Annotated in this window: 17 protein-coding genes; 12 read left to right on the forward strand and 5 right to left on the reverse strand. The window is 67.4% G+C overall.

All coding sequences use genetic code 11. The features are described from left to right. Positions 1-25: 25 nt before the first annotated feature. From DBZ45_RS01110 to DBZ45_RS01120, 3 genes are read left to right on the forward strand one after another with little or no spacing between them, the layout of a single operon-like run. Complete coding sequence (locus tag DBZ45_RS01110) at positions 26-1,018, forward strand: NAD-dependent epimerase/dehydratase family protein (protein WP_111902141.1); 993 nt, start codon at positions 26-28, stop codon at positions 1,016-1,018. Then, the gene (locus DBZ45_RS01115) at positions 1,015-1,920 is read left to right on the forward strand and encodes a 5-dehydro-4-deoxyglucarate dehydratase (RefSeq protein ID WP_111902142.1); all 906 of its coding nucleotides are present in this window, start codon (positions 1,015-1,017) and stop codon (positions 1,918-1,920) included. Before DBZ45_RS01110 ends, DBZ45_RS01115 begins: the two co-directional genes overlap by 4 nt. Next, the gene (locus tag DBZ45_RS01120) at positions 1,920-3,053 is read left to right on the forward strand and encodes a mandelate racemase/muconate lactonizing enzyme family protein (protein ID WP_111902143.1); all 1,134 of its coding nucleotides are present in this window, start codon (positions 1,920-1,922) and stop codon (positions 3,051-3,053) included. The genes DBZ45_RS01115 and DBZ45_RS01120 overlap by 1 nt, the downstream gene beginning before the upstream one ends. A gap of 114 nt (positions 3,054-3,167) precedes the next feature. Here the strand turns inward: DBZ45_RS01120 and DBZ45_RS01125 are convergent, their stop codons facing one another. Together DBZ45_RS01125 and DBZ45_RS01130 are read right to left on the reverse strand one after the other, a co-directional pair. Then, positions 3,168-4,253 carry a M24 family metallopeptidase gene (locus DBZ45_RS01125; protein ID WP_111902144.1) on the reverse strand — a complete coding sequence of 362 codons (1,086 nt, stop codon included), beginning with the start codon at positions 4,251-4,253 and terminating at the stop codon, positions 3,168-3,170. Beyond that, positions 4,250-6,286: a DUF6807 family protein gene (locus DBZ45_RS01130; protein ID WP_111902145.1), complete on the reverse strand. Its 2,037-nt coding sequence runs from the start codon at positions 6,284-6,286 to the stop codon at positions 4,250-4,252. The genes DBZ45_RS01125 and DBZ45_RS01130 overlap by 4 nt, the downstream gene beginning before the upstream one ends. 377 nt (positions 6,287-6,663) lie before the next feature. On the opposite strand from DBZ45_RS01130, the gene DBZ45_RS01135 reads away from it, so the two are divergent. From DBZ45_RS01135 to DBZ45_RS01145, 3 genes are all read left to right on the forward strand, one after another. Next, entirely contained in the window at positions 6,664-7,608 is a 945-nt protein-coding gene (locus DBZ45_RS01135; protein ID WP_111902146.1) for a carbohydrate ABC transporter permease, read from the forward strand. Next, positions 7,598-8,545, forward strand: a complete 948-nt coding sequence (locus DBZ45_RS01140; protein WP_111902147.1) for a carbohydrate ABC transporter permease — start codon at positions 7,598-7,600, stop codon at positions 8,543-8,545. The genes DBZ45_RS01135 and DBZ45_RS01140 overlap by 11 nt, the downstream gene beginning before the upstream one ends. Before the next feature lie 151 nt (positions 8,546-8,696). After that, entirely contained in the window at positions 8,697-10,046 is a 1,350-nt protein-coding gene (locus DBZ45_RS01145) for an ABC transporter substrate-binding protein (RefSeq protein ID WP_440130485.1), read from the forward strand. A gap of 88 nt (positions 10,047-10,134) precedes the next feature. Here DBZ45_RS01145 and DBZ45_RS01150 read toward each other — a convergent pair whose 3' ends face one another. The 3 genes from DBZ45_RS01150 to DBZ45_RS01160 form a co-directional block, all read right to left on the reverse strand. After that, positions 10,135-12,150 carry a beta-galactosidase gene (locus DBZ45_RS01150; protein WP_111902148.1) on the reverse strand — a complete coding sequence of 672 codons (2,016 nt, stop codon included), beginning with the start codon at positions 12,148-12,150 and terminating at the stop codon, positions 10,135-10,137. A 39-nt stretch (positions 12,151-12,189) separates the two neighbouring features. Next, positions 12,190-14,253: a DUF6807 family protein gene (locus tag DBZ45_RS01155; protein ID WP_111902149.1), complete on the reverse strand. Its 2,064-nt coding sequence runs from the start codon at positions 14,251-14,253 to the stop codon at positions 12,190-12,192. 161 nt (positions 14,254-14,414) lie between these two features. Next, positions 14,415-15,440 (reverse strand): LacI family DNA-binding transcriptional regulator, encoded by a 1,026-nt coding sequence (locus DBZ45_RS01160; protein WP_111902150.1) that lies wholly within the window; start codon positions 15,438-15,440, stop codon positions 14,415-14,417. A gap of 193 nt (positions 15,441-15,633) precedes the next feature. Here DBZ45_RS01160 and DBZ45_RS01165 point away from each other — a divergent pair, with 193 nt between their 5' ends. The 6 genes from DBZ45_RS01165 to DBZ45_RS01190 all read left to right on the forward strand — a co-directional run bounded on the left by DBZ45_RS01165 (position 15,634) and on the right by DBZ45_RS01190 (position 23,369). After that, positions 15,634-16,002 carry an L-rhamnose mutarotase gene (locus tag DBZ45_RS01165; RefSeq protein WP_111902151.1) on the forward strand — a complete coding sequence of 123 codons (369 nt, stop codon included), beginning with the start codon at positions 15,634-15,636 and terminating at the stop codon, positions 16,000-16,002. 61 nt (positions 16,003-16,063) lie between these two features. Next, positions 16,064-17,242: an L-rhamnose isomerase gene (gene rhaI, locus DBZ45_RS01170; RefSeq protein WP_111902152.1), complete on the forward strand. Its 1,179-nt coding sequence runs from the start codon at positions 16,064-16,066 to the stop codon at positions 17,240-17,242. Between the two features lie 23 nt (positions 17,243-17,265). Beyond that, positions 17,266-19,311, forward strand: a complete 2,046-nt coding sequence (locus DBZ45_RS01175) for a bifunctional aldolase/short-chain dehydrogenase (RefSeq protein WP_111902180.1) — start codon at positions 17,266-17,268, stop codon at positions 19,309-19,311. Next, positions 19,308-20,813 carry a rhamnulokinase gene (locus DBZ45_RS01180; RefSeq protein ID WP_111902153.1) on the forward strand — a complete coding sequence of 502 codons (1,506 nt, stop codon included), beginning with the start codon at positions 19,308-19,310 and terminating at the stop codon, positions 20,811-20,813. Before DBZ45_RS01175 ends, DBZ45_RS01180 begins: the two co-directional genes overlap by 4 nt. Before the next feature lie 40 nt (positions 20,814-20,853). Beyond that, positions 20,854-21,876 (forward strand): acetylxylan esterase, encoded by a 1,023-nt coding sequence (locus DBZ45_RS01185; RefSeq protein WP_111902154.1) that lies wholly within the window; start codon positions 20,854-20,856, stop codon positions 21,874-21,876. A gap of 344 nt (positions 21,877-22,220) precedes the next feature. Continuing rightward, on the forward strand, positions 22,221-23,369 hold the full coding sequence (locus DBZ45_RS01190; RefSeq protein ID WP_111902155.1) for a 3-deoxy-7-phosphoheptulonate synthase: 1,149 nt from the start codon (positions 22,221-22,223) through the stop codon (positions 23,367-23,369). Positions 23,370-23,446 lie beyond the last annotated feature (77 nt).

A 23,446-nucleotide genomic window follows, 5' to 3' on the forward strand; every position in this document is an offset into this window, starting at 1 on the left:
CGCAGCAGGAACAGGAACAACACCCATGAGCAGAATTCTTGTCACCGGCGGCGCCGGGCGGCTGGGACGCAGTGTCGTTTCGGGCCTCGCCGCGGCGGGCCACGAGGTGATCTCGGCGGACCGCGACGCTGTCCCGGCCGGCACGTTTCCGGCCGGCGTCGAGCAGGAAACGGCGGACCTGCTGGTTCCCGGCGAGGCGTTCCGCCTCCTGGAACGCGCAGCGCCCGACGCCGTCATCCACCTCGCTGCTATTGCCGTGCCTTTCAGTGCACCCGAGGAGGTCATTTTCAGCACGAACACCCGCCTCGCCTTCGCGGTGGTCAGCGCGGCCACCGAACTCGGAATCGGGAAGATCATCACGGCCAGCAGCCCCACGGTCCTGGGCTACGGCTCACCGGCCGGCTGGCTGCCGGACTCCTTCCCGGTGGACGAGGCCACGGCGCCCCGCCCCTGGAACGCCTACGCGCTGTCGAAACTGATTGCCGAACAGACGGTGCAGATGTTCGCAGCTGCCCAGGGAGGCCGCATCCGCTATGCGGCCTTTCGTCCCTGCTACGTCATTTCGCCGGAGGAATGGGAGGGTGCCCCTACCCAGCAGGGGCACACCGTCCGCGAACGCCTCGCCGACCCCGCCCTGTCCGCGCCGGCCCTCTTCAACTACGTGGATGCCCGTGACGTGGCCGATTTCCTGGATGTGCTCCTGCGGAACATGGAGTCCATCCCCAACGGCGAGACCTTCTTTGTGGGCGCGGCCGATGCACTGGCCACCGAACCGCTGGCCGCGCTTCTGCCCCGGTTCCTGCCCGGCAGTGCCGGGCACGCCGCCGGACTCACCGGCACCAGCCCCGCCTTTTCCATCGCCAAAGCCAAGCGGCTGCTCGGCTGGGAACCCCGGCGCACGTGGCGCACAGAACTCGCCCGGACAGAGGAAGCCCGAGCCGAGGAAGTCCTGGTCGGCGCCGCCACAGGACCAGTCACCACACGACCAGCCACCCCCGGATCACAGGAGACCACATGAAACTCGACGGCGTGCTTTTCTTTCCCGTCACCCCCTTCGGCGCCGACGGCGCAGTGGACGTTGATGTCCTGAAGGAACACATCGCCTCCCGCATGGCGCACCGTCCCGGCGGGGTGTTCCCGGCCTGCGGAACCGGCGAATTCCATGCCCTGAGCATCGACGAGGTGCGTACCGTGGTGGCGGCCGCCGTCGAAACCGTCAACGGCCAAGTGCCGGTCATCGCCGGCGCCGGCGGCCCCCTGGGCCACGCGCTGGCCGCGGCCCGCGCAGCCGAGGAAGCGGGCGCCGACGCGCTGCTGGTCCTGCCGCCGTACCTGGTCTCCGGTCCCACCGACGGCGTGGTGGCCTACATCGAGGCGGTGGCGGGCGCGAGCAGCCTCCCGGTGATTGTGTACCACCGCGGCACGGCAAAATTCACGGCCAAGGCTATTTCGCGGCTGGCCGCCAACGCCAAGGTGATCGGCTTCAAGGACGGGATCGGCGACGTCGGCCTGGCCCAGGAGATCGTCTCCGCCGTGAAGGCCAGCGGCCGGGAGGATTTCCTGCTCTTCAACGGCCTGCTGACCGCCGAACTGACGCAGGGCGCCTACCGCGGACTCGGCATCCCGCTGTACTCCTCGGCGGCCTTCGCCATGGCACCGGAGGTCGCCACGGCCTACTACGACGCCTACGCCAGCGGCGACGAGGCCCGCCGGGAGGCCCTGCTCGACGGCTTTTACGCGCCGCTTGTGCGCCTGCGGGACCAGACCCCGGGCTTTGGCGTCTCCCTGATTAAGGCCGGGCTGCGCCTCAACGGACTGGCGGTCGGACCGGTCCGGCCACCGCTGGTGGACCCCACCGAGGACCAGCTCGTGGAGCTTAAGGCAATCCTGGCCAAGGGCCACGAGCTGGCCGGCCGCTGATGGCGGCCAAGATCACGGGGCTCCACTCGCGCCTGATTACGGTGCCGCTGCGGCGCAGCTGGGGTGCTGATGCGCCGGAGAACCACATCATCGCCACCAGCCTCTTCACGGACGACGGCGGTGCGGGGCACGGTTTTTCCTGGACGCCCACCATTGGGCCACAGGCCGTCAAGGCCCTCCTTGACCATGACATCGCCCCATTCATTGCCGGGCTGGACGCCAACCCGGAGATGGTCTGGGACCAGCTCTGGAAACGGCTGCACGAGGCCGGCGGAGGCGGGCTGACCACCATCGCGATGGCCGGCGTCGATCTGGCCCTCTGGGACCTGGCGGCCCGTGCCGCGGGCGTGTCCGTGGCCGGGCTGCTGGGCCAGCGCCAGGAATCGGTGGAAATCTACGGGTCGGGCGTGAACCTGCACTACTCCCTCGAGGAACTCGTTGCGCAGACCGAGCGGTGGGTGGCCGCGGGCCACCGGGCCGTGAAGATCAAGGTGGGCAAGCCGGACCTTGCGGAGGATGCCGAACGCGTGGCAGCGGTCCGCTCGGTGCTCGGCCCGGACCGCCGGCTCATGATCGACGCGAACCAGCGCTGGGACCTGCCCGCTGCGCTCCGTGCCCTGGACGTGCTGGGTGAATTCGGCCTGGACTGGCTGGAGGAACCCCTGCGCGCCGACGACCTCTCGGCCTACCGGCGGCTGCGGAAGCAGTCGCCGGTGCCCATCGCCCTGGGCGAGAACCTCCACACCATCTACCGCTTCCGCGACTTCATCGAGGCCGAGGCGGTGGACATCATCCAGCCCAACATCATCCGGGTGGGCGGAATTACGCCGTTCCGGCGCATCGTTGAGCTGGCCCGCGCCAACAGCATCCGGGTGGCGCCGCACCTGCTGCCCGAGCTGTCCGGCCAGCTGGCCCTGACCCTCGCCGAGGCGGTGAGCGTAGAGGACGTGGAGGACGCCTCCTTCGAACAGCTAGGCATTCTGGCCGGCCAGTCGCCGGTCCGGATCCGGAACAGCCGCCTTTACGGCACGGGCCTCCCGGGACTGGGGTTCAGCTTCACCGCGGCACTCCTGCCCGAGCCGCGGGACCGCAGCTTCGACCTTCCGGCCGACCCGGCGTTCCGGCTCTCGTAGGTACGCGCGAGCAAGCGCGGTCACCCCAAGTAAGTAGCAGCACAGGGCGTTCCCAGGTCTGGGAACGCCCTTTGCTGCTACCGAGTTTGGTCTGCATTGCTGAGTTATCCCGGGCTAAAGCTGCAGCGTCAGCGGCCGGGGGAGCCCGTTGACGTCCGACGACGGCCACCGCGGGTCGAGCGTCAGGACGCTGGTTCCCGCCGCCGTCAGCTGGACCGTGTCCTCGATCTTGACGCCCGGGCCGGACGGATTCCAGGTAAAGGCCTGGTGGGGCACCACGACGTCGTCCGTGGCGGCGGCGGCGGTGGCGCGCGGATCGCGGCCTGCGTAGCCGGCGGGTCCGCCCTGGTGGTGCAGCGTCCACTGGTCGGCGCCGAAGCCGTGCCGGGCGTACGCGGACTGGATCTCGGTGAAGATGCCGCCGAGCCGGGCGCCCGGAACCGTGGCAGCGAGGATGTCCGCCTCAACCGCCGCGATGCGTTTCTCGGCGTCGAGCTCGTCGGGGGTGCCGGCGTCGAACCTCACCCACCTGGTCACGTTGGCCACCAGGCCGTGCCGCCGGGCGCAGACCACGGCCATGGCGCGGCGGCCCAAGGGTGAGTGGGTGGCCAGCGGGTGCCGGAACGCGTTGCGCGAGCTGCCGTTGCAGAGCAGAACCAGGGGCTCCGCACCCGCCGCGACGATCCGTGCGGCAAGGGCGGAGGCGACCTCGAACTCAGTGGTCTCCGGCGTCGCCCGGGACAGGACGTCGGTCATGGCGCCTGCGGCATCCGCGCACAGCTGCGCGTAGCGGGCACTCTCGCCGGGCAGCATGGGCTGCCGGGCTGCCCGCAGTTCCGTGGCCACGCTCTTCTCTGCCAGCGGCCCGACGGGTCCGGCCAGCGCACCGACGGCGTCCGTGAGCTGGCCGTGCCAGGGAACCGTGTGAAGTTCGACGCCGGGTGGCAGCTCTTCGGCGGCGAGCCGTTCCGCCTCATTATTGAAGGTGATGAGGCGGTCGCCGGTCCGGTCCACGAGGAGCGCCGCGATCGGGTCGCCCGCCAGACTGATGTGCACGCGGCTGCCGTCCAGATACCAGGCGAGGGCGGTGTGGCTGGTCAGCAGGAGCGAGTCGCGCCCCGCGGCGTCGAGAATGTCCAGCACCCGCCGCCGCTTTCTCGCCCGGTCCGCCAGCGCCTGGCCAACCTGCCCGGCGTTCATGAGCTGGCCTCCATGCCCGTCACCAGTGCGTCAATGTCAGCGGTTCCAAGCCGTGCATCGGACACGAACACGGTGACACTCCTGGTGACCGATTCGCCGGGCTGCAGGAGCACCGGCTCCTCCCAAGCGAGCGATTGTCCGACACCTGGATAACTGCCGACCCGCACGAACCACCGATCGTGGCAATCCGTCGGGGCTGTGAAGACCAGCGTGGCCGGTTCTTCGTCGAAGGTTCCGCTCCACGCGAGCCACTGGCTCACGGATCCATGCACAGCGGCCTCCCCGGATGCCGCCGGGGACCAAACACGTGCATCGTCGCTGGAAGCCAGGCGCCAGAAGAACCCGCCGTAGCCGCCTAGCCGCCGCCCGTTGGAACCGGGGCTGCCCAGGCTGACGGGAGCGTCACCCGCCGGCGTCAGGGTGAAGTCGAGTGTCAGGCGCCAGGTCTGAAGGTCGACGGCGGCCCACGCCCAGTTGCGCTGCTCCCCCAGGACCGGGGCGCCGTCGGGTCCGTTCCAGGACAGTACCTCAGACAGCGCACCGCCGGATGAGTCACTGCTCGTTGGGGTGCGCACAATCGTGCCGTGGTCCGGGCGCCAGACGTAGCGGCCAGCCTCGCGCGTGTACGTCCGCCCGCCCCAGAAGTTGATGCCGTTGACGTCCTGCACTGCCACTCCGGCGCCAAGGTGCCACACGTGATCGGTGGGCTGGTGGTCAGTCACCACGGTGCCGGCCAGCGTGCGAACCGGATGCAGGTAAGGCCGCGGGGATGAGATGGGGCGTATGCGGCTGCCATCCTGATAGCTGGCTACTTCGCGTCCGGCGACCGTGCAAATGGCGGCTGGCTCCAGCGGTCTGGCCCACGGTGCGCCCAGTTCGGAGAACGTTGCCTGGGCGAGAGCGGCCCGTTCGATGAGTTCAGCGATTCCCTCCACGACGGGGTGGGCATCATCGCCGCTGCCTTCCCACTTGATGTACCTGTCGTCGATCTGCTGCGGTGCGGGTGCCGTTCGGATTGCTTCGAGCACAGCCATAAAGGCTCCCGAGCCGGACAGCGGACTGAGCAGCTCCCCGCCCGCGGCGCGTACCTCCAGCAGATTCTCCAGCAGATCCGTGCGGGGGAATACTTCCCGGCGCTCGCCGTGGTCAGTGCTCACCACGAGTTCATCCTCCGTGTAAAAGAGCTCTGCCTTGCCAGCCGTGCCGAAAACAGTGATGGAAGGACGCGTCTGCCGGGCGGCGCAAAGGGTCAGGGCGCAAGTGAGAACCTGTCCCGCGGAGGTGAGGACCCGGATCACAGACGTGTCGTCGCTTTCAGTAGGGTGGGCGCGGTAGAGATCGGTGTCCACGCTGGCCACATCATCCAGGGTGCGGGCAGCGGCGATGCTCAGACCCGTCACGACGGCGTGTGCCAGCGCGTTGGTGGCGACGCCGTCAACAACATCGGTTCCGTTGATTGCCCGCTTGCCGGCCCAGCACGAGCGCTTGAAGTAGCCGCGCGTCCTGAGCCAGGTTCCCGAGGCGCCCAGTCCGAGCACGTCACCGATCTCCCCGTCCGCGATAAGCCGCCGGATGGCGGGCAGCGCTCCAGATCCCAGGCTCTGGAAGCCAACCTGGACGAGCCGGCCTGCCGACTCGGCGGCCTGCAGCAGTTCCTGGAACTGCTGCAGGGACGCTGCGGGGGGCTTCTCCACGTAAACGTCCGCGCCTGCGCGCAGGGCAGCAATGGCGAGGGGAACATGCGTCTGGATGGGGGTGGCCAGGATGACGACATCCGGAGCGGTCCCCGCCTGAAGGAGGTGATCGAGGGTCTCGAAGACGGCTACGGAGCCGTCCAGGACTCCGTCTGCGGGAGGGCGGGGGTCCGCAACTGCCACGAAATCGAGCACTCCGGAGGCCTCCAGCCGGGCCAGGTTGGCCAGGTGCCGCGCGCCGAAACCGTGCACGCCGACGAGGGCGATCCGGGGGACCTGGTTCTGCGCCTTTTGGGGACCGGCGGCGCGAGAGGGAGCGTAAGCGGAAGGTAGCGACATGCGGGTTGATCCTTGCGTGGGAAGTACTGCTGGACAGGGAGGGAAACGCAGGCACTAACACCGTACCTGAGAAAGCGTTTTCTCACACGTCCCCGAGGGGTGGTTTCGCTTCTTTGTCAGGAGGTGGAAAGCGTTTTCCTGAATTTCCGAAATAATCTGTACATCGCCTTGGAAAGCGTTTACCGTTGTACCGACCGCTTCACAGCAGTGACGGGGGGCACAAATCGCTCCCGCTGAACGAAGCACTAAACCGCGGCAATGGGCGGTCCCGGGACTTCCTGGGACGGACCCCCGGGCGCGGGAATGGCCACGATGACCAAAGGAGACCGCATGGCCGCTCAACACATACCTAAGCCGCAACGAGCGAGGTGCGCGCCGTGAGTGCCATCAGCGAACTCACCTCCCTCTCGCGCCGCAAGGGGCCGAAGACCGCCGAAGAGAAGAAGGCAAACGGTCGGGACAACAAAGCCGCCTACATCTTCCTGCTGCCGTGGCTGGTGGGACTCGTGGCCATCACCGTCGGTCCCATGGTCATGTCGCTGTACCTCTCTTTCACCGACTACAACCTGATCCAGGCCCCGGAGTGGGTAGGCCTGGAGAACTTTCAGCGGATGTTCACCGACGCCAGGCTGCACAATTCGCTCGGGGTGACGTTCACGTACGTACTCGTGGGCGTTCCGCTGCAGCTGGCGGTTGCCCTGCTGATCGCACTGGTGCTGGACAAGGGCCTGCGCGGCCTGCCGTTCTACCGGTCCATCTTCTACTTGCCGTCCCTGCTGGGCGGTTCGGTGGCCATCGCTATCCTGTGGAAGCAGATCTTCGGCACCACAGGCCTCGTGAATCAGGTTCTGGCCCTTGGCGGCATTGAAGGGCCGGGGTGGATCTCCGACCCGAGCACGGCTCTTGGCTCGATTATCCTGCTCCATGTCTGGACTTTCGGCGCTCCGATGATCATCTTCCTGGCCGGCCTGCGCCAGATTCCGAACATGTACTACGAAGCCGCCGAGGTGGACGGGGCCACCAAGCTCCAGAAGTTCTGGCGGATCACCCTTCCGCTGCTGAGCCCCATCATCTTCTTCAACCTGGTGCTGCAGATCATTGGATCATTCCAGTCGTTCACCCAGGCATTCATCGTCTCTGGCGGCAACGGCGGGCCTTCCGATTCGACCATGTTCTTCACGCTCTACCTCTACCAAAAGGGCTTCGGCCAGTTTGATATGGGATACGCCTCGGCCATGGCCTGGTTCCTGCTGGTCATCATCGGCGCCTTCACTGCCATCAACTTCATCGCTGCAAAGTATTGGGTTTTCTATGACGACTAAGCTGGAGACGCTTCCCGCCCCGAGCAACAAAGCTTCGGCCGGCAAGCCAACGAACCCCCGAAGGCCGCGCAAGAACCGCGAATCACGCGGCAGCCTTGCCTTTAGCCGCAGCGCGCGGACCAATGCACTGATCAAGCACGCGATACTGATCGTCAGCGGCGGAGTCATGATCTACCCGCTGCTGTGGATGGTTGTTTCCTCGCTGCGCGCCAATGAACTCATCTTCCGCGACCCTGGCCTGTGGCTCAACACCCTGGAAATGGGCAACTACACGGACGGATGGTCAGCGCTGACCCACGGGTTCGGCCACTACATGATCAATTCCGCGGTGGTTGTGCTGGGATCAATCCTGGGCAACCTGATCTCCTGCTCCATGGCTGCCTATGCCTTCGCAAGGCTCCAGTTCACAGGGCAAAAGATCTTCTTCGGCATCATGCTGCTCACCATCATGCTGCCGTTCCACGTGGTGATTGTCCCGCAGTACATCCTGTTCTCGCAGATCGGCTGGGTGAACACCTTCTGGCCGCTCATCGTTCCGAAGCTGCTGGCCACCGACGCGTTCTTCGTGTTCCTCATGGTCCAGTTCATCCGGGGGATCCCTAAGGAACTGGATGAGGCGGCAAGGATCGACGGCGCCGGCCACCCGCGGATCTTCCTCCGCGTGATTCTGCCGTTGATGGTCCCGGCGCTGGCCACCACCACCATCTTTACCTTCATCTGGACGTGGAACGACTTCTTCGGGGCCCTCATCTATCTGACGGACCCCGACATGTTCACCGTTCCCGTAGCGCTCCGGGCGTTCGTGGATTCGCAGTCCGCCACAAGCTGGGGCTCACTCTTCGCCATGTCCATCGTTTCGCTCCTGCCCGTGTTCCTGGTTTTCCTCTTTGGGCAAAGGTTCCTCATCAAGGGAATCGCCACGACCGGCATCAAGTAGGGCGGATGAACGCTGGGCTCCGGCCCGGCATCGAGGGCGCCCTGTCCAATCAAGCCACGTGCTTGTAATACAAGACAGATACTTATAACATTAGTTGGAAAGCGTTTTCCTTCTCCTTCAAGATCAAAGAAGATCGGAGTGAACTGTGCAACTGTTCTCCAAATCTGGCCCTGATGCCGAGGCCAGCCGGACCCAGGTAACTAAGACCCCGCGATGGCTGCGAAAGGCGGGAGTGGTTGCCGCCGCAGCGGCCGCCGTCCTTGCGCTCAGCGCCTGTGGCGGGGGATCTGCCGCCCAGAGCGCCGACGGAAAGGTTGAACTCCGTTTCTCCTGGTGGGGCAGCGACAAGCGGGCGCAGGTGACCCAGGAGGCCATCAAGGCCTTCGAAGCCGAGAACCCGAACATCAAGATCAAGCCGGAGTACGGCGACTGGAGCGGTTACTGGGACAAGCTGGCCACGCAGGTGGCCGCGAACGACGCTCCGGACATCATCCAGATGGACGAAAAGTACATCACCGAGTACTCCAGCCGCGGAGCGCTGCTTGACCTCTCGAAGTACGACATCGACACGTCCAAGCTCGACGAGGCCACCCTGAAGGCGGGCCAGAGCGACGACGGCCTGACGGGTATCCCGGCCGGCATCAATGCAGCCACCATCCTTGCGAACCCGGCTGTGTTCAAGGCTGCAGGTGTGGCATTGCCCGACGACGCGACCTGGACCTGGGAAGACTTCGAGCGCATTTCGGCCGAAGTCACCGCCAAATCCCCGAAGGGCACCTACGGCGCGGCCGCCTACGGGACCGACGAGGCATCCCTCGGAGTATGGCTGAGGCAGAACGGAAAGTCCCTCTACACCGAAGACGGCAAGCTCGGCTTTGAGCCCGCGGACGTCGCCGCCTGGTGGGCGTTCCTGAAACAGATGAGTGAGGGCAAGGCGGTTCCCTCGGCGTCGGAGGTTGTTGAAGCTGAAGCAGCGCCCCTGGACCAGAGCGGTCTCGCAACGGGTAAGAATGGACTCGCCTTCTGGTGGTCCAACCAGCTTCCCGCCCTCGAAAAGGCCGCGGGCTCGGAACTGAAGGTTCTCAGGTTCCCCACAAAGACCGGCTCCGCCGCTGATGCCCAGCTCTGGTACAAGGCCTCGCAGTTCTGGTCGGCATCCTCCAGGACCAAGCACCCTGAGGAAGTCGCCAAGTTCATCAACTTCCTGGCAAACGACACCAAGGCCGGCGAAGCACTCCTGGCCGACCGCGGTGTCTACCCGAACACCGATGTGCGCGAGGCGATCTCCACCAAGCTGACCCCCGCGGACGTCAAAGTTGTGAAGTTCATCGACCAGATCAAGAACGAACTGGGTGAGGCTCCTGCCCCGCCGCCGAAGGGCGCAGGCGCCATCCAGGAAATCATTAAGCGCTACACCTCGGAGGTGCTGTTCAACAGGCTCTCGACAGATGAAGCCGGCAAGAAAGCGGTGGATGAGATGACCTCAGCCATCAGCAGCTAGCTCCACCACGGGAAGCAAAACCCCCGGGCCGTCTCCCAAGGGAGATTGCCCGGGGTTTTCCGTGCGGTCAAATACTCCAGAGAAACGGTCAGTCTTCGGCGATCACGGCAACCGCTCCGCCGGGGACAATGCCGCCGAAACGGCCGCCGCCCAACAGTTCCTCGCCGTCGGCCTTCACTTCCGCGTCCTCCGGGCCGTGGTTGATGGCGAAGAGGAAACGGCGCCCGTCTGCGCTGACCCGTCGGGTCAGTTCGACGCCGGCAGCGGCCTCCGCGCACGCTGCCACTCCCGCTTCGGCCAGGAGCCGGTCCAGCAGGCGTTCGATGCCGTCGCGGTCGGGGAGGGTGGCCAGGTACCAGGCGGCACCGCGGCCGGTGCTCCTCCAGGTCAGTGCGGGCACGCCGGAGAGCGGGTAGCCGGTGAACGTGGCCACCGCCTCGGCCCCGGCAAGGTGGACGTGCTCGCTCCAGACCCGGCCAAGGGTGCCGTCGCTCAGTGTCACCTGCCCGCCCTCGAGCAGCGGGTGGAACTCCTCGGCCCGGATGCCCAGCAGCTCCCGGAAAGCACCGGGGTAGCCGCCCAGCCTGATGTGGTCGCGTTCGTCGACGATGCCGCTGAAGTAGCCGACCAGCACGGTCGCACCGGCCTCGGCAGCACCGGCGATGTTGGCCGCGGCGGCATCGGTGACGCAATAGAGCGTGCACACCAGGACCAGGTCGTAGCCGGAGAAGTCGGCGGAGGGAGGGACGAAGTCCACGCCCACGCCGCGCAGGAACAGCGAGCGGTGGAATTCCCGGATCAGGTCGAGATATTTCACGTCCTCGCTTGGATGCGAGTCCAGTTCGCTGGCCCACCATGCCTCGTAGTCGAACACGATGGCCACACGGGATTCCACGGTGGAGCCTTTGACCGGGCCAAGCCGCTGCAGGGCTTCGCCGAGGGCCACCACTTCCCGCCATACCCGGGTGTCGCGCCCGCCGTGCGGCACCATCGCCGAATGGAACTTCTCCGCGCCGGCAACGCTCTGCCGCCACTGGAAGAACATGACGGCGTCGGCGCCGCGGGCCACGTGGGCCAGCGAGTTGCGGAGCATTTCGCCGGGCATCTTCGGCTGGTTGCGGGCCTGCCAGTTCACGGCCGACGTCGAGTGTTCCATCAGGATCCACGGCCTGTTTCCCGCGACGCCACGCGTGAGGTCCGCGCTGAACGCGAGTTCGATTTCGCGCTCCGGATCTGCGGCCACGAGGTAGTGGTCATTGGCCACCACATCCAGGTCCTTCGCCCAGTCGAAGTAGTCAAGGGACTTGGTGGCGCTGGACACCATGAGGTTGGTGGTGGCCGGAACGTTGGGGGTCAGCTCGCGGATAACTGCCAGCAGGCTCCGGTAGTAGTCCATCAGTGCCCAGGAGCTGAACCGCTGGAAGTCCAGCCGCTGCGTCGGATTGAGGGTGGTGGGGGCGGCCCGCGGCGGGATGATCTCCTCGAACGAGGCATAGTGCTGGGACCAGAAGGCCGTTCCCCAGGCCTCGTTCACTGCCTCAATGCTGCCGTACCGCCGCTCCAGCCAGAGCCGGAACGCCGCGGCGTCCTCGTCGCCGTAGAACTCTGAAACGTGGCAGCCCAGTTCGTTGTCCACGTGCCACAGCGCCAGCGCCGGATGGTCCTTGTACCGTTCGGCCAGTGTCCGGGTAATGCCTGTGGCATACCGGCGGTAAACAGCGGACGACGGCGAGTAGTGCCGCCGGGAGCCGCGTTCCAGGACGGTGCCCTCCGCCGTTACCGGCAGGACTTCCGGATACTTCCGCACCAGCCAGGCCGGGGGAGCGGCCGTGGCGGTGGCGAGGGCAACCCTGATGCCCGCGCCGTCCAGGCTGTCCAGCACCTCGTCCAGCCAGGCAAAGTCGTACTCGCCTTCACTCGGCTCGAGAAGTGCCCAGGAAAAGATGGCCACGCTGAGGAGGGTCACCCCGGCCTCCTTCATGAGGCCGATGTCCTCCAGCCGGACGTCGGCCGGCCACTGCTCGGGGTTGTAGTCCCCGCCAAATGCCAGGCCGGGGCCGCTGTTCCAGAGGGGATCTTGAGGAGAGGCTTCTTGCTCGGGCATGGGGCTCCTTTGCCGGGACGGTGCTGACCCTGTCTTAGGCTAGCGCCGCGCCACCAGGGATGCGACGGCGGCCGGCGACAGTTCGCCGTCGCACACCCACACGCTGAGGCTCCGTTGCAGCGATTCCCCGGCAGCCAGGGCCACCGGCTTGTCCCAGGCCAGGGCCGATCCGACGGCGGGGTAGCCGGAGCAGCGGACAAACCAGGGATGGGCGGACTCGGCCGGAGCGCTGAACACGAGGGTCGCGGGCTGCCCGGACCTGATGCCTGGGACTTCGCCGAAGGAGGCGGTCCAGGCCAGCCACGGCGCCACGGAACCGTGGACGGCCGGTTCGCCCTCGGCGTCGGACGTGAAGATGCGGGCGCCGCTGCAGGCCGGAAGGCGCCAGAAGAAGCCGCCGTAGCCGCTGCCCGCGGCACCGTTGGAGCCGGGGCTGCCCAGTGAAACGTCGACGACGGCGGTCAGTTCCGTGCCCAGGTCCAGGCGCCATACGCGCTCGCCGAGGACTTCGCGGCTGGCGGTCCGCTGTTCGGTGAGCAGGGGCTGTCCGTCCGTGCCGAGCCAGCGGAGCTGCCGGACGTCCGGCTCGTTCGGCATGTCCGAACCCGGGGGAAGCAGTTCGATCCGGCCGTGGTCCTGCCGGGAGACGTACGCTCCGGCGTCGCGTGTGTATGTCCTGCCGCCCCAGAAGTTGGTGCCGTTGACGTCCTGGAGTGCGAAGCCGGCGCCGAGATGCCACGGATGGTCGGCGGGGAGATGGTCCGTCACGAGAGTTCCGCCGAGCGTGCTGACGGGGTGCAGGTAGGGGCGCGGCGATAACCCAGCGTTGAGCCGCGCGCCGGTGCGCTGGACTGCGAGCGGACGGCCGCCGTCGTCGTCGAACAGCACTGTGGCGGCGGCAGGATCAGCCGGCCGCGCCCACGGCAGGGCCAGTTCACTGAAGGTGGCGTGTGCGCCGATGGCCCGCTCCAGGGCGTCCTCGATCCCCGGGATCACCGCATGGGCGGCCTCGCCGTCGCCCTCCCAGCGCACGTAGCCAGAAGTGAGCGGCGCCGGCGGTTCGGCCGTGCGGACGGCCTCGAGCACCAGCATGAACGCACCGGAGTCGTTGAGGGCGCTGGTGAGTTCCGAGCCTTCGGCCAGGTGCTCCAGCAGGTTTTCGGTGAGGTCGTCGCGGCCGAACTCCAGCGAGTGCTCCCCGTCCGCGTTGCTGACGTGCAGCCGGTCTTTCGTGTAATGGAAGACGGCCGTTCCCCGGGAGCCCTGCAGGGTGATGTACGGCTCCACGGACTCCGACGCGCAGAGCGTCAGGGCGCACGTGATCGGCAGACCGGCGGAGGTCCGGATCCGAATGACCGACGTGTCGTCGGCCTCGATGTCGTTTGCGCGGTAGAGGTCCGTCTCCACGGAGGACACGTCATCGACGGTCCGGGCGCCCGCGATCCGCAGTGCGGTGGCGATGGCGTGCGCCAGGGGATTGGTGGCCACACCGTCCACCACGTCCACGCCATCCATGCTCCGCTTGCCGGCCCACCGGGAACGCTTGTAGTAGGCGCGGTCCCGCACCCAGCGCCCGGTTGCACCGATCCCCTGCAGGGTGCCGATGGTGCCGTCCCTGAGGAGCTCGTCAATGGCCGCCAGCGCCTGCGATCCGAGGCTCTGGAAGCCGATCTGCACGCTGCGCCCGGATGCTTCAGCGGCCTCCTGCAACTGCCGGAAGTCGGCCAGCGACGCCACCGGGGGTTTCTCCAAATAGAGGTCGGCGCCGGAGGCAAGGGTGGCCAGGGCAAGCGGCGCGTGGGTCTGGATGGGGGTGGCCACGATGACCACGTCCAGGCCGTGCTCGCCGGCCAGGAGGGACTGCAGGTCGGGGTGGACCGCCGTCGAGTCCGGCAGCGCTCCCGGGGACGGCGGATTGGGGTCCGCCACGGCCACGAGTTCCACCGCGCCGGCCCGGGTCAGCCGTTCGAGATTCTTCAGGTGGTGGGCGCCGAAGCCGTGGACGCCGATCAGCGCGACGCGGGCGGGACCGGTGCGGCGCGGGGAGGCGGCTTTGGCGGCCGGCAGGGTTGGCGGGCCGGGCTGCGTCAGAGGGGTATCCATGGTGCTCCTGTCCGGCGCTGCGGTGCTGCGCGACGCCATCGTCTACCGTCGCCGGGAGCGTTCGCACAGGCGTGGCAAGCGCTTTCCCGGTTCGTCTGGCACCCAGTGTACTCCTTGGCCGGGAGCGCCCGGCCCGTCGGTGCCGTCTTGGTGCGCCCGGATTAGTGGGGCGCGTCAGCTCCGGCAGTGCTGTGCCGGACCACCAGCTCGGGCGTAAACACGACGGCGCGGTGCTGCGGGTGCTGCGCGTCCAGCTCTTCGGTCAGGAGTTCAATGGCGGTCCTGCCGATTGCGTCGGTGGGCTGGCGGATGGAGGAGAGCGGCACCACGGCGGACACGGCGAAATCGATGTCGTCGTAGCCGATCAGGGCCACGTCCTCCGGAATGCGAACACCGTTCATCATGGTCAGCGACTGCATCACGCCGAGCGCCAGCAGGTCGTTGGCGCAGAAGATGCCGTCCGGCATGTCGCCGGCACCCCGGTCCACGAGGCTGTTGCCCAGGCCGCGACCGGCAAGCACGGACTGGCCGTCCGAGTCGAGTATCTCCAGTGTTGCACCGTCCACCTCGTCCACGGCCCGGCGGGCGCCGAGGAGGCGGTCGGAGACCTGGCGGATGGACAGCGGCCCGCCCACGAAGGCTAACTTCCTCCGCCCGAGATCGAGGAGGTGCCGGGCGGCAAGGTAGCCGCCGGCGTCGTCATCCACCGATACGGAACTGAAGCGGTCCTCGTCGGCTCGCCGGTCCACCAGCACCGTGGGAACACCGCGCTGTCGGAGGGCTTCCAGCCGGTCGGCCACGTCGCCCACCGGGGAGATGAGCAGGCCCTGGACCCGCTGTTCCTGGAAGAGGTCGATGTAGTGCGATTCCCGGTTCGCGTCGTGGCCGCTGTCGCCCAGCAGCACGGCGCTGCCGTTCATGGCGGCAGCGTCCTCGGCGGCGCGGACCAGCGACGTGAAGAAGGGGTTGCCGACGTCCAGGACCACGACGCCGATGGTCCGGCTGTGCCCAGCACGCAGCTGCCGGGCGGCGTCGTTGCGGACGAAGCCGAGCTCGTCGATAGCTTGCAGCACCCTGTCCTTGGTGCGCTTGGAGACGCGGTCAGGGTTGTTGAGGACGTTGGAGACGGTTCCCACTGCGACCTGCGCATGGGTGGCGACGTCCTTGATGCTGGCGGCCCGTGACATTCTGCTGATCCTCCGAAGGTCGATTTGCCCGTCCGGGTGAAAACGCTTGACACCCTTCTTCCGTCCAGAGTACTTTGAATCGTAACAATGAAACGATTCAACGACGGCGGATGTTCAAGATCGCGAAAGTTCACAGCCACACGAATCGGTTTCCGCTGGCCCGCCGCACCCGAAACGTCCACAGGAGTACAACATGAGGGTTTGCTTCCGCTCCTCCGTCCAGCCGGAGCTGCTGGGGGAGTACCGCCGGCGCCACGCCGCCGTCTGGCCGGAGATGCTGGCCGCGCTCAAGGACGCGGGCTGGAACAACTACTCGCTGTTCATGGACGGCGACGGGCTGCTGATCGGCTACCTCGAATGCGACGACTTTGACTCGGCGCGGGCCCGGATGGCCCTCACAGACGTCAACGCCCGCTGGCAGGCGGAGATGGCCACGCTCTTCCGGGACAGTGATGTTCCGCCGGACGAGGGCTTCCGGGTCCTCGATGAGGTGTTCAACCTTGAGGAGCAGCTGGCCGCCGCAACCGGCAGCAACGCTGCCGCCGTCGTCGTCGAGCACTAAAGCTTTCAAGCACTGAATCCTCCAACAACTTTCACTGCCAAACACTGACGAAAGACTGATCATGAACAACACAGCATCGGCTTTGGGCCGGCTTTCGGAGCTCGCGATTGAGGTGCCGTCGTGGGCTTACGGGAACTCGGGCACCAGGTTCAAGGTGTTCGGCACGCCCGGTACCCCGCGCACCGTCCAGGAGAAACTGGCGGATGCCGCCAAGGTCCACGAGCTGACCGGCCTCGCGCCCACCGTTGCGCTGCACATCCCGTGGGACAAGGTGGATGACTACGCCGCCCTGAAGGAGTACGCGGCCGGTCTGGGCGTGGGGCTGGGCACGATCAATTCGAACACCTTCCAGGATGACGAGTACAAGTTCGGCTCGCTGACGTCGTCTGACGACGCCGTCCGGCGCCGCGCGATCGACCACCACTTTGAGTGCATCGAGATCATGCATGCCACCGGGTCCCGGGACCTGAAGATCTGGCTCGCGGACGGCACCAACTACCCGGGCCAGGACGACATGCGCGGCCGCCAGGACCGGCTGGCCGAATCGCTGCAGGAGATCTACGCCCGCCTGGGCGAGGACCAGCGCCTGGTGCTGGAGTACAAGTTCTTCGAGCCGGCTTTCTACCACACGGACGTTCCGGACTGGGGCACCTCGTACGCGCAGACCCTGGCCCTGGGCGAGAAGGCATTTGTCTGCCTGGACACCGGCCACCACGCGCCCGGCACCAACATCGAGTTCATCGTGATGCAGCTGCTGCGCCTGGGCAAGCTGGGCTCGTTCGACTTCAACTCCCGCTTCTACGCCGATGACGACCTGATCGTGGGCGCCGCGGACCCGTTCCAGCTGTTCCGCATCATGCACGAGGTGATCCGCGGCGGCGGCTTCGGCAAGTCCGCAGGAGACAATGCAGGCGTCGCGCTGATGCTGGACCAGTGCCACAACCTGGAGGAGAAGATCCCGGGCCAGATCCGCTCGGTGCTGAACGTGCAGGAGATGACCGCCCGCGCAATGCTGGTGGACACGGCCGCGCTGGCCGAGGCGCAGCGTGCCGGGGATGTCCTCGCCGCCAACGCGGTGTTCAACGACGCCTTCTACACCGACGTCCGGCCGGTCCTGGCCGAATGGCGTGAATCCCGCGGCCTGCCCGCCGACCCGCTCGCCGCCTACAAGGCCAGTGGCTACCAGAAGCAAATCAACGAGGACCGCGCGGGCGGCCAGCAAGCCGGATGGGGCGCTTAGGCATGAATATGCAGAACACAGACATGCAGAACACAGCAAACAAGACTGTTGAAGACCTGATCGCGCGTTCCAACCGCCTGGGCGCGGACAAGCGGAACACGAATTTCGCCGGCGGCAACACCTCCGCGAAGGGTTTTGAGAAGGACCCTGTCACTGGTGAGGACGTCCAGCTGCTGTGGGTGAAGGGCTCCGGCGGTGACCTTGGCACCCTGCAGGCGCAGAACCTCGCGGTGCTGCGGCTGGACCGGCTGCGGGCGCTGAAGAACGTCTACCCGGGCGTGGAGCGCGAGGACGAGATGGTCGCCGCGTTTGATTACTGCCTGCACGGCAAGGGCGGCGCCGCCCCGTCGATCGACACGGCCATGCACGGGCTGGTGGACGCCGCGCACGTGGACCACCTGCACCCGGACTCGGGGATCGCCGTCGCCACCGCCGCGGACGGTGAGGCGCTGACCGCGAAGATCTTCGGTGACAAGGTGGTGTGGGTGCCGTGGCGCCGGCCCGGGTTCCAGCTGGGCCTGGACATCGCCGCGATCAAGGACGCCAACCCGCAGGCCATCGGCACCATCCTCGGCGGCCACGGCATCACCGCCTGGGGCGAGACCAGTGAGGAAGCAGAAGCGAACTCGCTCTGGATCATCGAACAGGCCGAGCAGTACATCGCCGCCAACGGCAAGGCCGAACCCTTCGGCCCGAGGCTGCCCGGCTACGCCCCGCTGCCCGAGGCTGAGCGCAAAGCGAAGGCCGCCGCGCTGGCCCCGGTGATCCGCGGCCTGGCCTCCGCGGACAGGCCGCAGGTGGGCCACTTCAGCGACCACCCTGCCGTGCTGGAGTTCCTCGAAGCCGCCGAACACCCCGGCCTCGGTGCACTCGGCACCTCCTGCCCGGACCACTTCCTCCGCACCAAGGTCAAACCGCTCATCCTGGACCTGCCCGCCGGTGCCTCGATCGAGGACTCCGTGGCACGGCTGAAGGAACTCCACACCGCCTACCGCGAGGACTACCAGGCCTACTACGACCGCCACGCCGACGCCGACTCACCAGCGCTCCGCGGCGCCGACCCCGCCATCGTCCTGGTCCCGGGCGTGGGCATGTTCTCCTACGGCAAGGACAAGCAGACCGCCCGGGTCGCCGGGGAGTTCTACCTGAACGCGATCAACGTGATGCGCGGCGCCGAGGCGATCTCCACGTACGCCCCGATTGAGGAATCCGAGAAGTTCCGGATCGAGTACTGGGCCCTGGAGGAAGCCAAGCTGGCCCGGATGCCCAAACCCAAGTCCCACGCCACCCGCATCGCCCTGGTCACCGGCGCGGCCTCCGGCATCGGCAAGGCCATCGCCACCCGCCTCGCCGCCGAAGGCGCCTGCGTGGTCATCGCGGACCTCAACCTCGAGAACGCCCGGGCCGTCGCCGAGGAGCTTGGCGGCCCGGATGTGGCCGTCGGCATCCAGGCCGACGTCACCAACGAAGCCCAGGTGGCCGCCGCGATCGACGAGGCCGTACTGGCCTTCGGCGGCGTGGACCTGATAGTGAACAACGCCGGCCTGTCCATCTCCAAGCCGCTGCTCGACACCACCGAAAAGGACTGGGACCTCCAGCACAACGTCATGGCCAAGGGCTCCTTCCTGGTGGCCAAGGCCGCCGCCAAGGTCATGATCGAACAGGGCCTGGGCGGGGACATCATCTACATCTCCTCCAAGAACTCCGTGTTCGCCGGCCCGAACAACATCGCCTACTCCGCCACCAAGGCCGACCAGGCCCACCAGGTCCGCCTGCTCGCCGCGGAACTGGGCGAGCACGGCATCCGCGTCAACGGCATCAACCCCGACGGCGTGGTCCGCGGCTCCGGGATTTTCGCCGGCGGCTGGGGCGCCAAGCGCGCCGCCGTCTACGGCGTGGACGAGGAGAAACTGGGCGAGTACTACGCCCAGCGCACCCTGCTCAAACGCGAAGTCCTGCCCGAACACGTCGCCAACGCCGCGGCCGTGCTCACCAGCAACGAACTCTCCCACACCACCGGCCTCCACATCCCCGTGGACGCCGGCGTAGCGGCAGCCTTCCTCCGGTGAGCACCGCATCGGCACCCAGTGCAAAGGGGAGTGTCGACGGCGGCCTGTTCGCCGGCAGTGTGTTCGCCGCTGTCGATATTGGTGCCTCCTCGGGGCGCGTAATCCTGGGGCGGCTCGGTTCTCGAGAAGACGCAGGCGACGGCGGTCCGGCGCGGGCCACGCTCGACGTCGTGCACCGTTTCCCCAACGGTGTGGTGGAGTCCGACGGCGGCCTGCGCTGGGACTTTGACGCCCTCTTCGCCGAGGTGCTCACCGGCCTCGCTGCCGCCGCCCGGATTGCGGGCGAGCGTGGGGAAACCATCAGCAGCATCGGCATCGACACCTGGGCGGTGGACTACGGCCTGGTCAACACGGCCGGCGAGCTCACCGCGCAGCCGTACAGCTACCGGGACGAACGCAGCCGCGGCGCCGTGGCCCGGGTGCACGGGAAGCTGGACCCGGCACGGCTCTACGCCACCACCGGCCTGCAGTTCCTGCAATTCAACACGCTCTATCAGCTCGCCACCGAACCGGACCTCGGCGGGCTGCAGGCCCTGCTGATCCCGGACCTGATCGCGTTCCTGCTCACCGGGCAGCGCCGCACCGAGGCCACCAACGCCTCCACCACCGGGCTGTTCGACGCCGTCGCGGGGGAGTGGGCCAGCGAGCTGTTCGGACCCCTGGGCCTGCCCAAGGATCTGTTCCCGCCGCTGATCCAGCCCGGCGAAACACTCGGCACCCTGCTGCCCGGAATCGCGGAACAGACCGGGCTGCCCGCGGCAACGAAGGTGGTGGCCGTCGGCTCGCACGACACCGCCTCGGCCGTCGCCGCGGTCCCCGCGGAGCAGGAGAACTTCGCGTACATCTCCTCAGGCACCTGGTCCCTCGTTGGGCTGGAACTGAACAGCCCGGTGCTCACCGAAGCCAGCCGCGCGGCGAACTTCACCAACGAGCGCGGCGTGGACGGCACCACCCGGTACTTGCGCAACGTCGGCGGCCTCTGGCTGCTCAGCGAATGCCAACGGACCTGGGCCGACGGCGGCTACCGGCCGGCGATCGGGGATCTCCTCGATGCGGCCGCGGCGCTCCCGGCCGGCGGGCCCCGGATCAACCCGGACGATCCCGCCTTCATCGCCCCAGACAACATGCCGGACCGCATCCGCGCCGCCGCCCGCAACACGGGCGCCGTGCTTCCCGACGAGGCAGCGGCGATCGTGCGCTGTATCCTGGACAGCCTCGCGGCAGGGTATGCGCGCACCATCGCCGACGCCGAACGCCTCGCCGGCGTTGCCGTAGCCGTGGTGCACATCGTCGGCGGCGGCTCGCAGAACGCGCTGCTGTGCCAGCTCACCGCGCAGGCCACCGGCAAACCCGTCATCGCCGGTCCGGTCGAGGCCACGGCCCTCGGCAACGTGCTTATCCAGGCCCGCGCCGCCGGCGCCGTCGCCGGCGGACTCGACGCGCTGCGGGCGCTGGTGCGCGCGTCACACAGGCTCGACAGGTTCGAGGCCGCGCTGGTCTGATAGGACGCAACTGCCCGCCAACCCCCAGAATGGAAAATCCATGCCGCTGTTCGATCTTCCCCTTGAGGAGCTCCGCCAGTACACCTCCTCGGCCGTCCTGCCGCCGGACTTCGAGGCCTTCTGGGACCGCACGATCCGGGACGCAAGGACCTTCCCGCTAAGCGCCGTCTTCGAGCCGGTGGAGAACTACCTGGCCGTCGTGGACACCTTCGACGTCAGGTTCGCCGGCTACGGAGGTGACCCGGTGAAAGGCTGGCTGCACCTGCCGGTGACCCGGAAAGCCGGGAGCCCGCTGCCCGCCGTCGTGCAGTATGCCGGCTATTCCGGCGGCCGGGGACTGGTGAACCAGGACACGAGGTGGGCGCAGGCAGGGTACGCGCACTTCATCATGGACACCCGCGGCCAGGGTTACTCGGGGGCAGTCGGCGACACCGCGGACCCGCATCCGTCGGCAGGTGAGGTGGCGTATGCGGGCCTCATGACGCGGGGTGCGGCCAGCCGCGAGGACTATTACTACCGCCGCGTGTACATGGATGCGTTCCGTGCCGTCGAGGCCGCCCAGTCGCATCCGGACGTGGACGCGTCCCGGATTGTGGTGGCGGGCGTGAGCCAGGGCGGCGGGATCACCGTCGCCGTGGCCGGCCTCGCTGCCGGGCGGCTCGACGGCGTCATTGCCGCCCTGCCCGACGTCCCGTTCCTCCAGGACTTCCCGCGCGCGATCGACATCGCGCCGCGCGGCCCCTATCCGGAAATCGCGGCCTTCCTCGGCCGGCACCGCGATCGGTACGAGCCCATGCTGGCCGTGCTGAATTACTTCGACGGCGTCAACCTGGGACGCTCCGCCATCGCCCCGGCGCTATTCTCCGTGGCGCAGATGGACGACGTTTGTCCGCCGTCGACCGTTTTCGCCAGCTACAACGCCTACGGGACCGGCGCCGGCGGGGGAGTGGCGGCTGGGGGACCGGCGAAGGACATCGACGTCTACCGCTTCAACAACCACGAGGGCGGCCAGGAGCACCACTGGATCCGGCAGTTGCAGTACCTGCGCAAGCTCCTGGACTGAGCCGCTCCCGTCAACAGGAACAGCGCGAACGTACACTCGTGGCCCTTGGGAAACGCTTCCGGGGGCCACAAATGTCCGTTCGCGCTCCTGCCCATCCGCGGTGCCGCGCGGTCCGAATATGACGCGGCCGATTTGGCGATCCCCCGGTGCGGGCTTATGGTCGTTTCCATGACTAACCGTTGGTATGCGTATTTTTCGTTGGCTCTGGAGGGGCCCGCGTCTAACTGACACGCATCCAACTTTCCTTCAGAGCCAACAGGGCAGAGATCATTCTCTGCCCTTCGCCATATCTACGGCGGGTTCTGATCAGGGGCCCGCTCCCAGCCGGAACAGGACCCCCGAAAATGAGCGCAACAGCCACCGAAACCCAGCAGTCGTCCGCATCATCGACGTCGAAACGCCAGTCCACGTCGAACCTGAGGGTCAGCGAGCTCACCGCTCTGCCCACACCGCAGGAGATGATGGCGGAACTGCCGCTGGACGCGAAGGCGGCCGACGTCGTCGAACGCGGAAGGGACGAGGTCCGGGCCATCATGGACGGGGTGGACGACCGCCTGCTGGTGATCGTCGGTCCGTGCTCCATCCACGACCCCAAGGCCGGCCTGGAGTACGCCCGCCGGCTGGTCAGCCAGGCCGAGAAGCACAAGGAAGACCTGCTCATCGTCCTGCGGGCCTACTTCGAAAAGCCCCGCACCACGGTGGGCTGGAAGGGCCTCATCAACGATCCGCACCTCGACGGCAGCCACGACATCGCCGGCGGCCTGCGCGCGGCACGCAGCTTCCTGCAGCAGGTCGCCGCCCTGGGGTTGCCCACCGCCACCGAGTTCCTCGAGCCCATCAGCCCGCAGTACATGGCCGACCTCATTTCCTGGGGCGCCATCGGTGCGCGCACCACGGAAAGCCAGATCCACCGGCAGCTCGCCTCCGGCCTTTCCATGCCCATCGGCTTCAAGAACGGGACCGACGGCGACCTCCAGGTCGCCGTCGACGCTTGCGGTGCTGCCGCCGCAGCCCAGGCTTTCCTCGGGATCGACGGCGACGGCCGGGCCGCCCTGGTGTCCACCGCGGGCAACACTGACACCCATGTGATCCTCCGCGGCGGCCGGAAGGGCCCCAACTACTCCGCAGCCGACGTCGAGGCGGCCTCTGCCAAGCTCGCCGCCAAGAACCTCAACCCGCGGCTGATCGTGGACGCCAGCCACGCCAACAGCGGTAAGAGCCACCACCGCCAGGCCGAGGTGGCGCTCGAGATCGGCGCCCAGCTCGAGGACGCGGGAACGGCCGCCGGGGCCATTGCCGGCGTCATGCTGGAGAGCTTCCTGGTGGGCGGCGCGCAGAACCTCGATGTGGCCGAACACGCCGCCGGCCGCTCGGACCTGACCTACGGCCAGAGCGTCACGGATGCCTGCATGGAGTGGGATGTGACGGCGTCCGTGCTCGAACAGCTGGCGGCATCGTCGCGGAAACGGCGGGCTTTCACAATGGCCACGTGAGCATCTAGAGTAACTAGAACACGGTTGTTCGATGGCTCAGCATCGGCGCACACCGCAGATAGGCCGGCGTCGTTGCT

The sequence above is a fragment of the Arthrobacter globiformis genome (assembly GCF_003261175.1).
Classification (GTDB): Bacteria; Actinomycetota; Actinomycetes; order Actinomycetales; family Micrococcaceae; genus Arthrobacter; species Arthrobacter globiformis_A.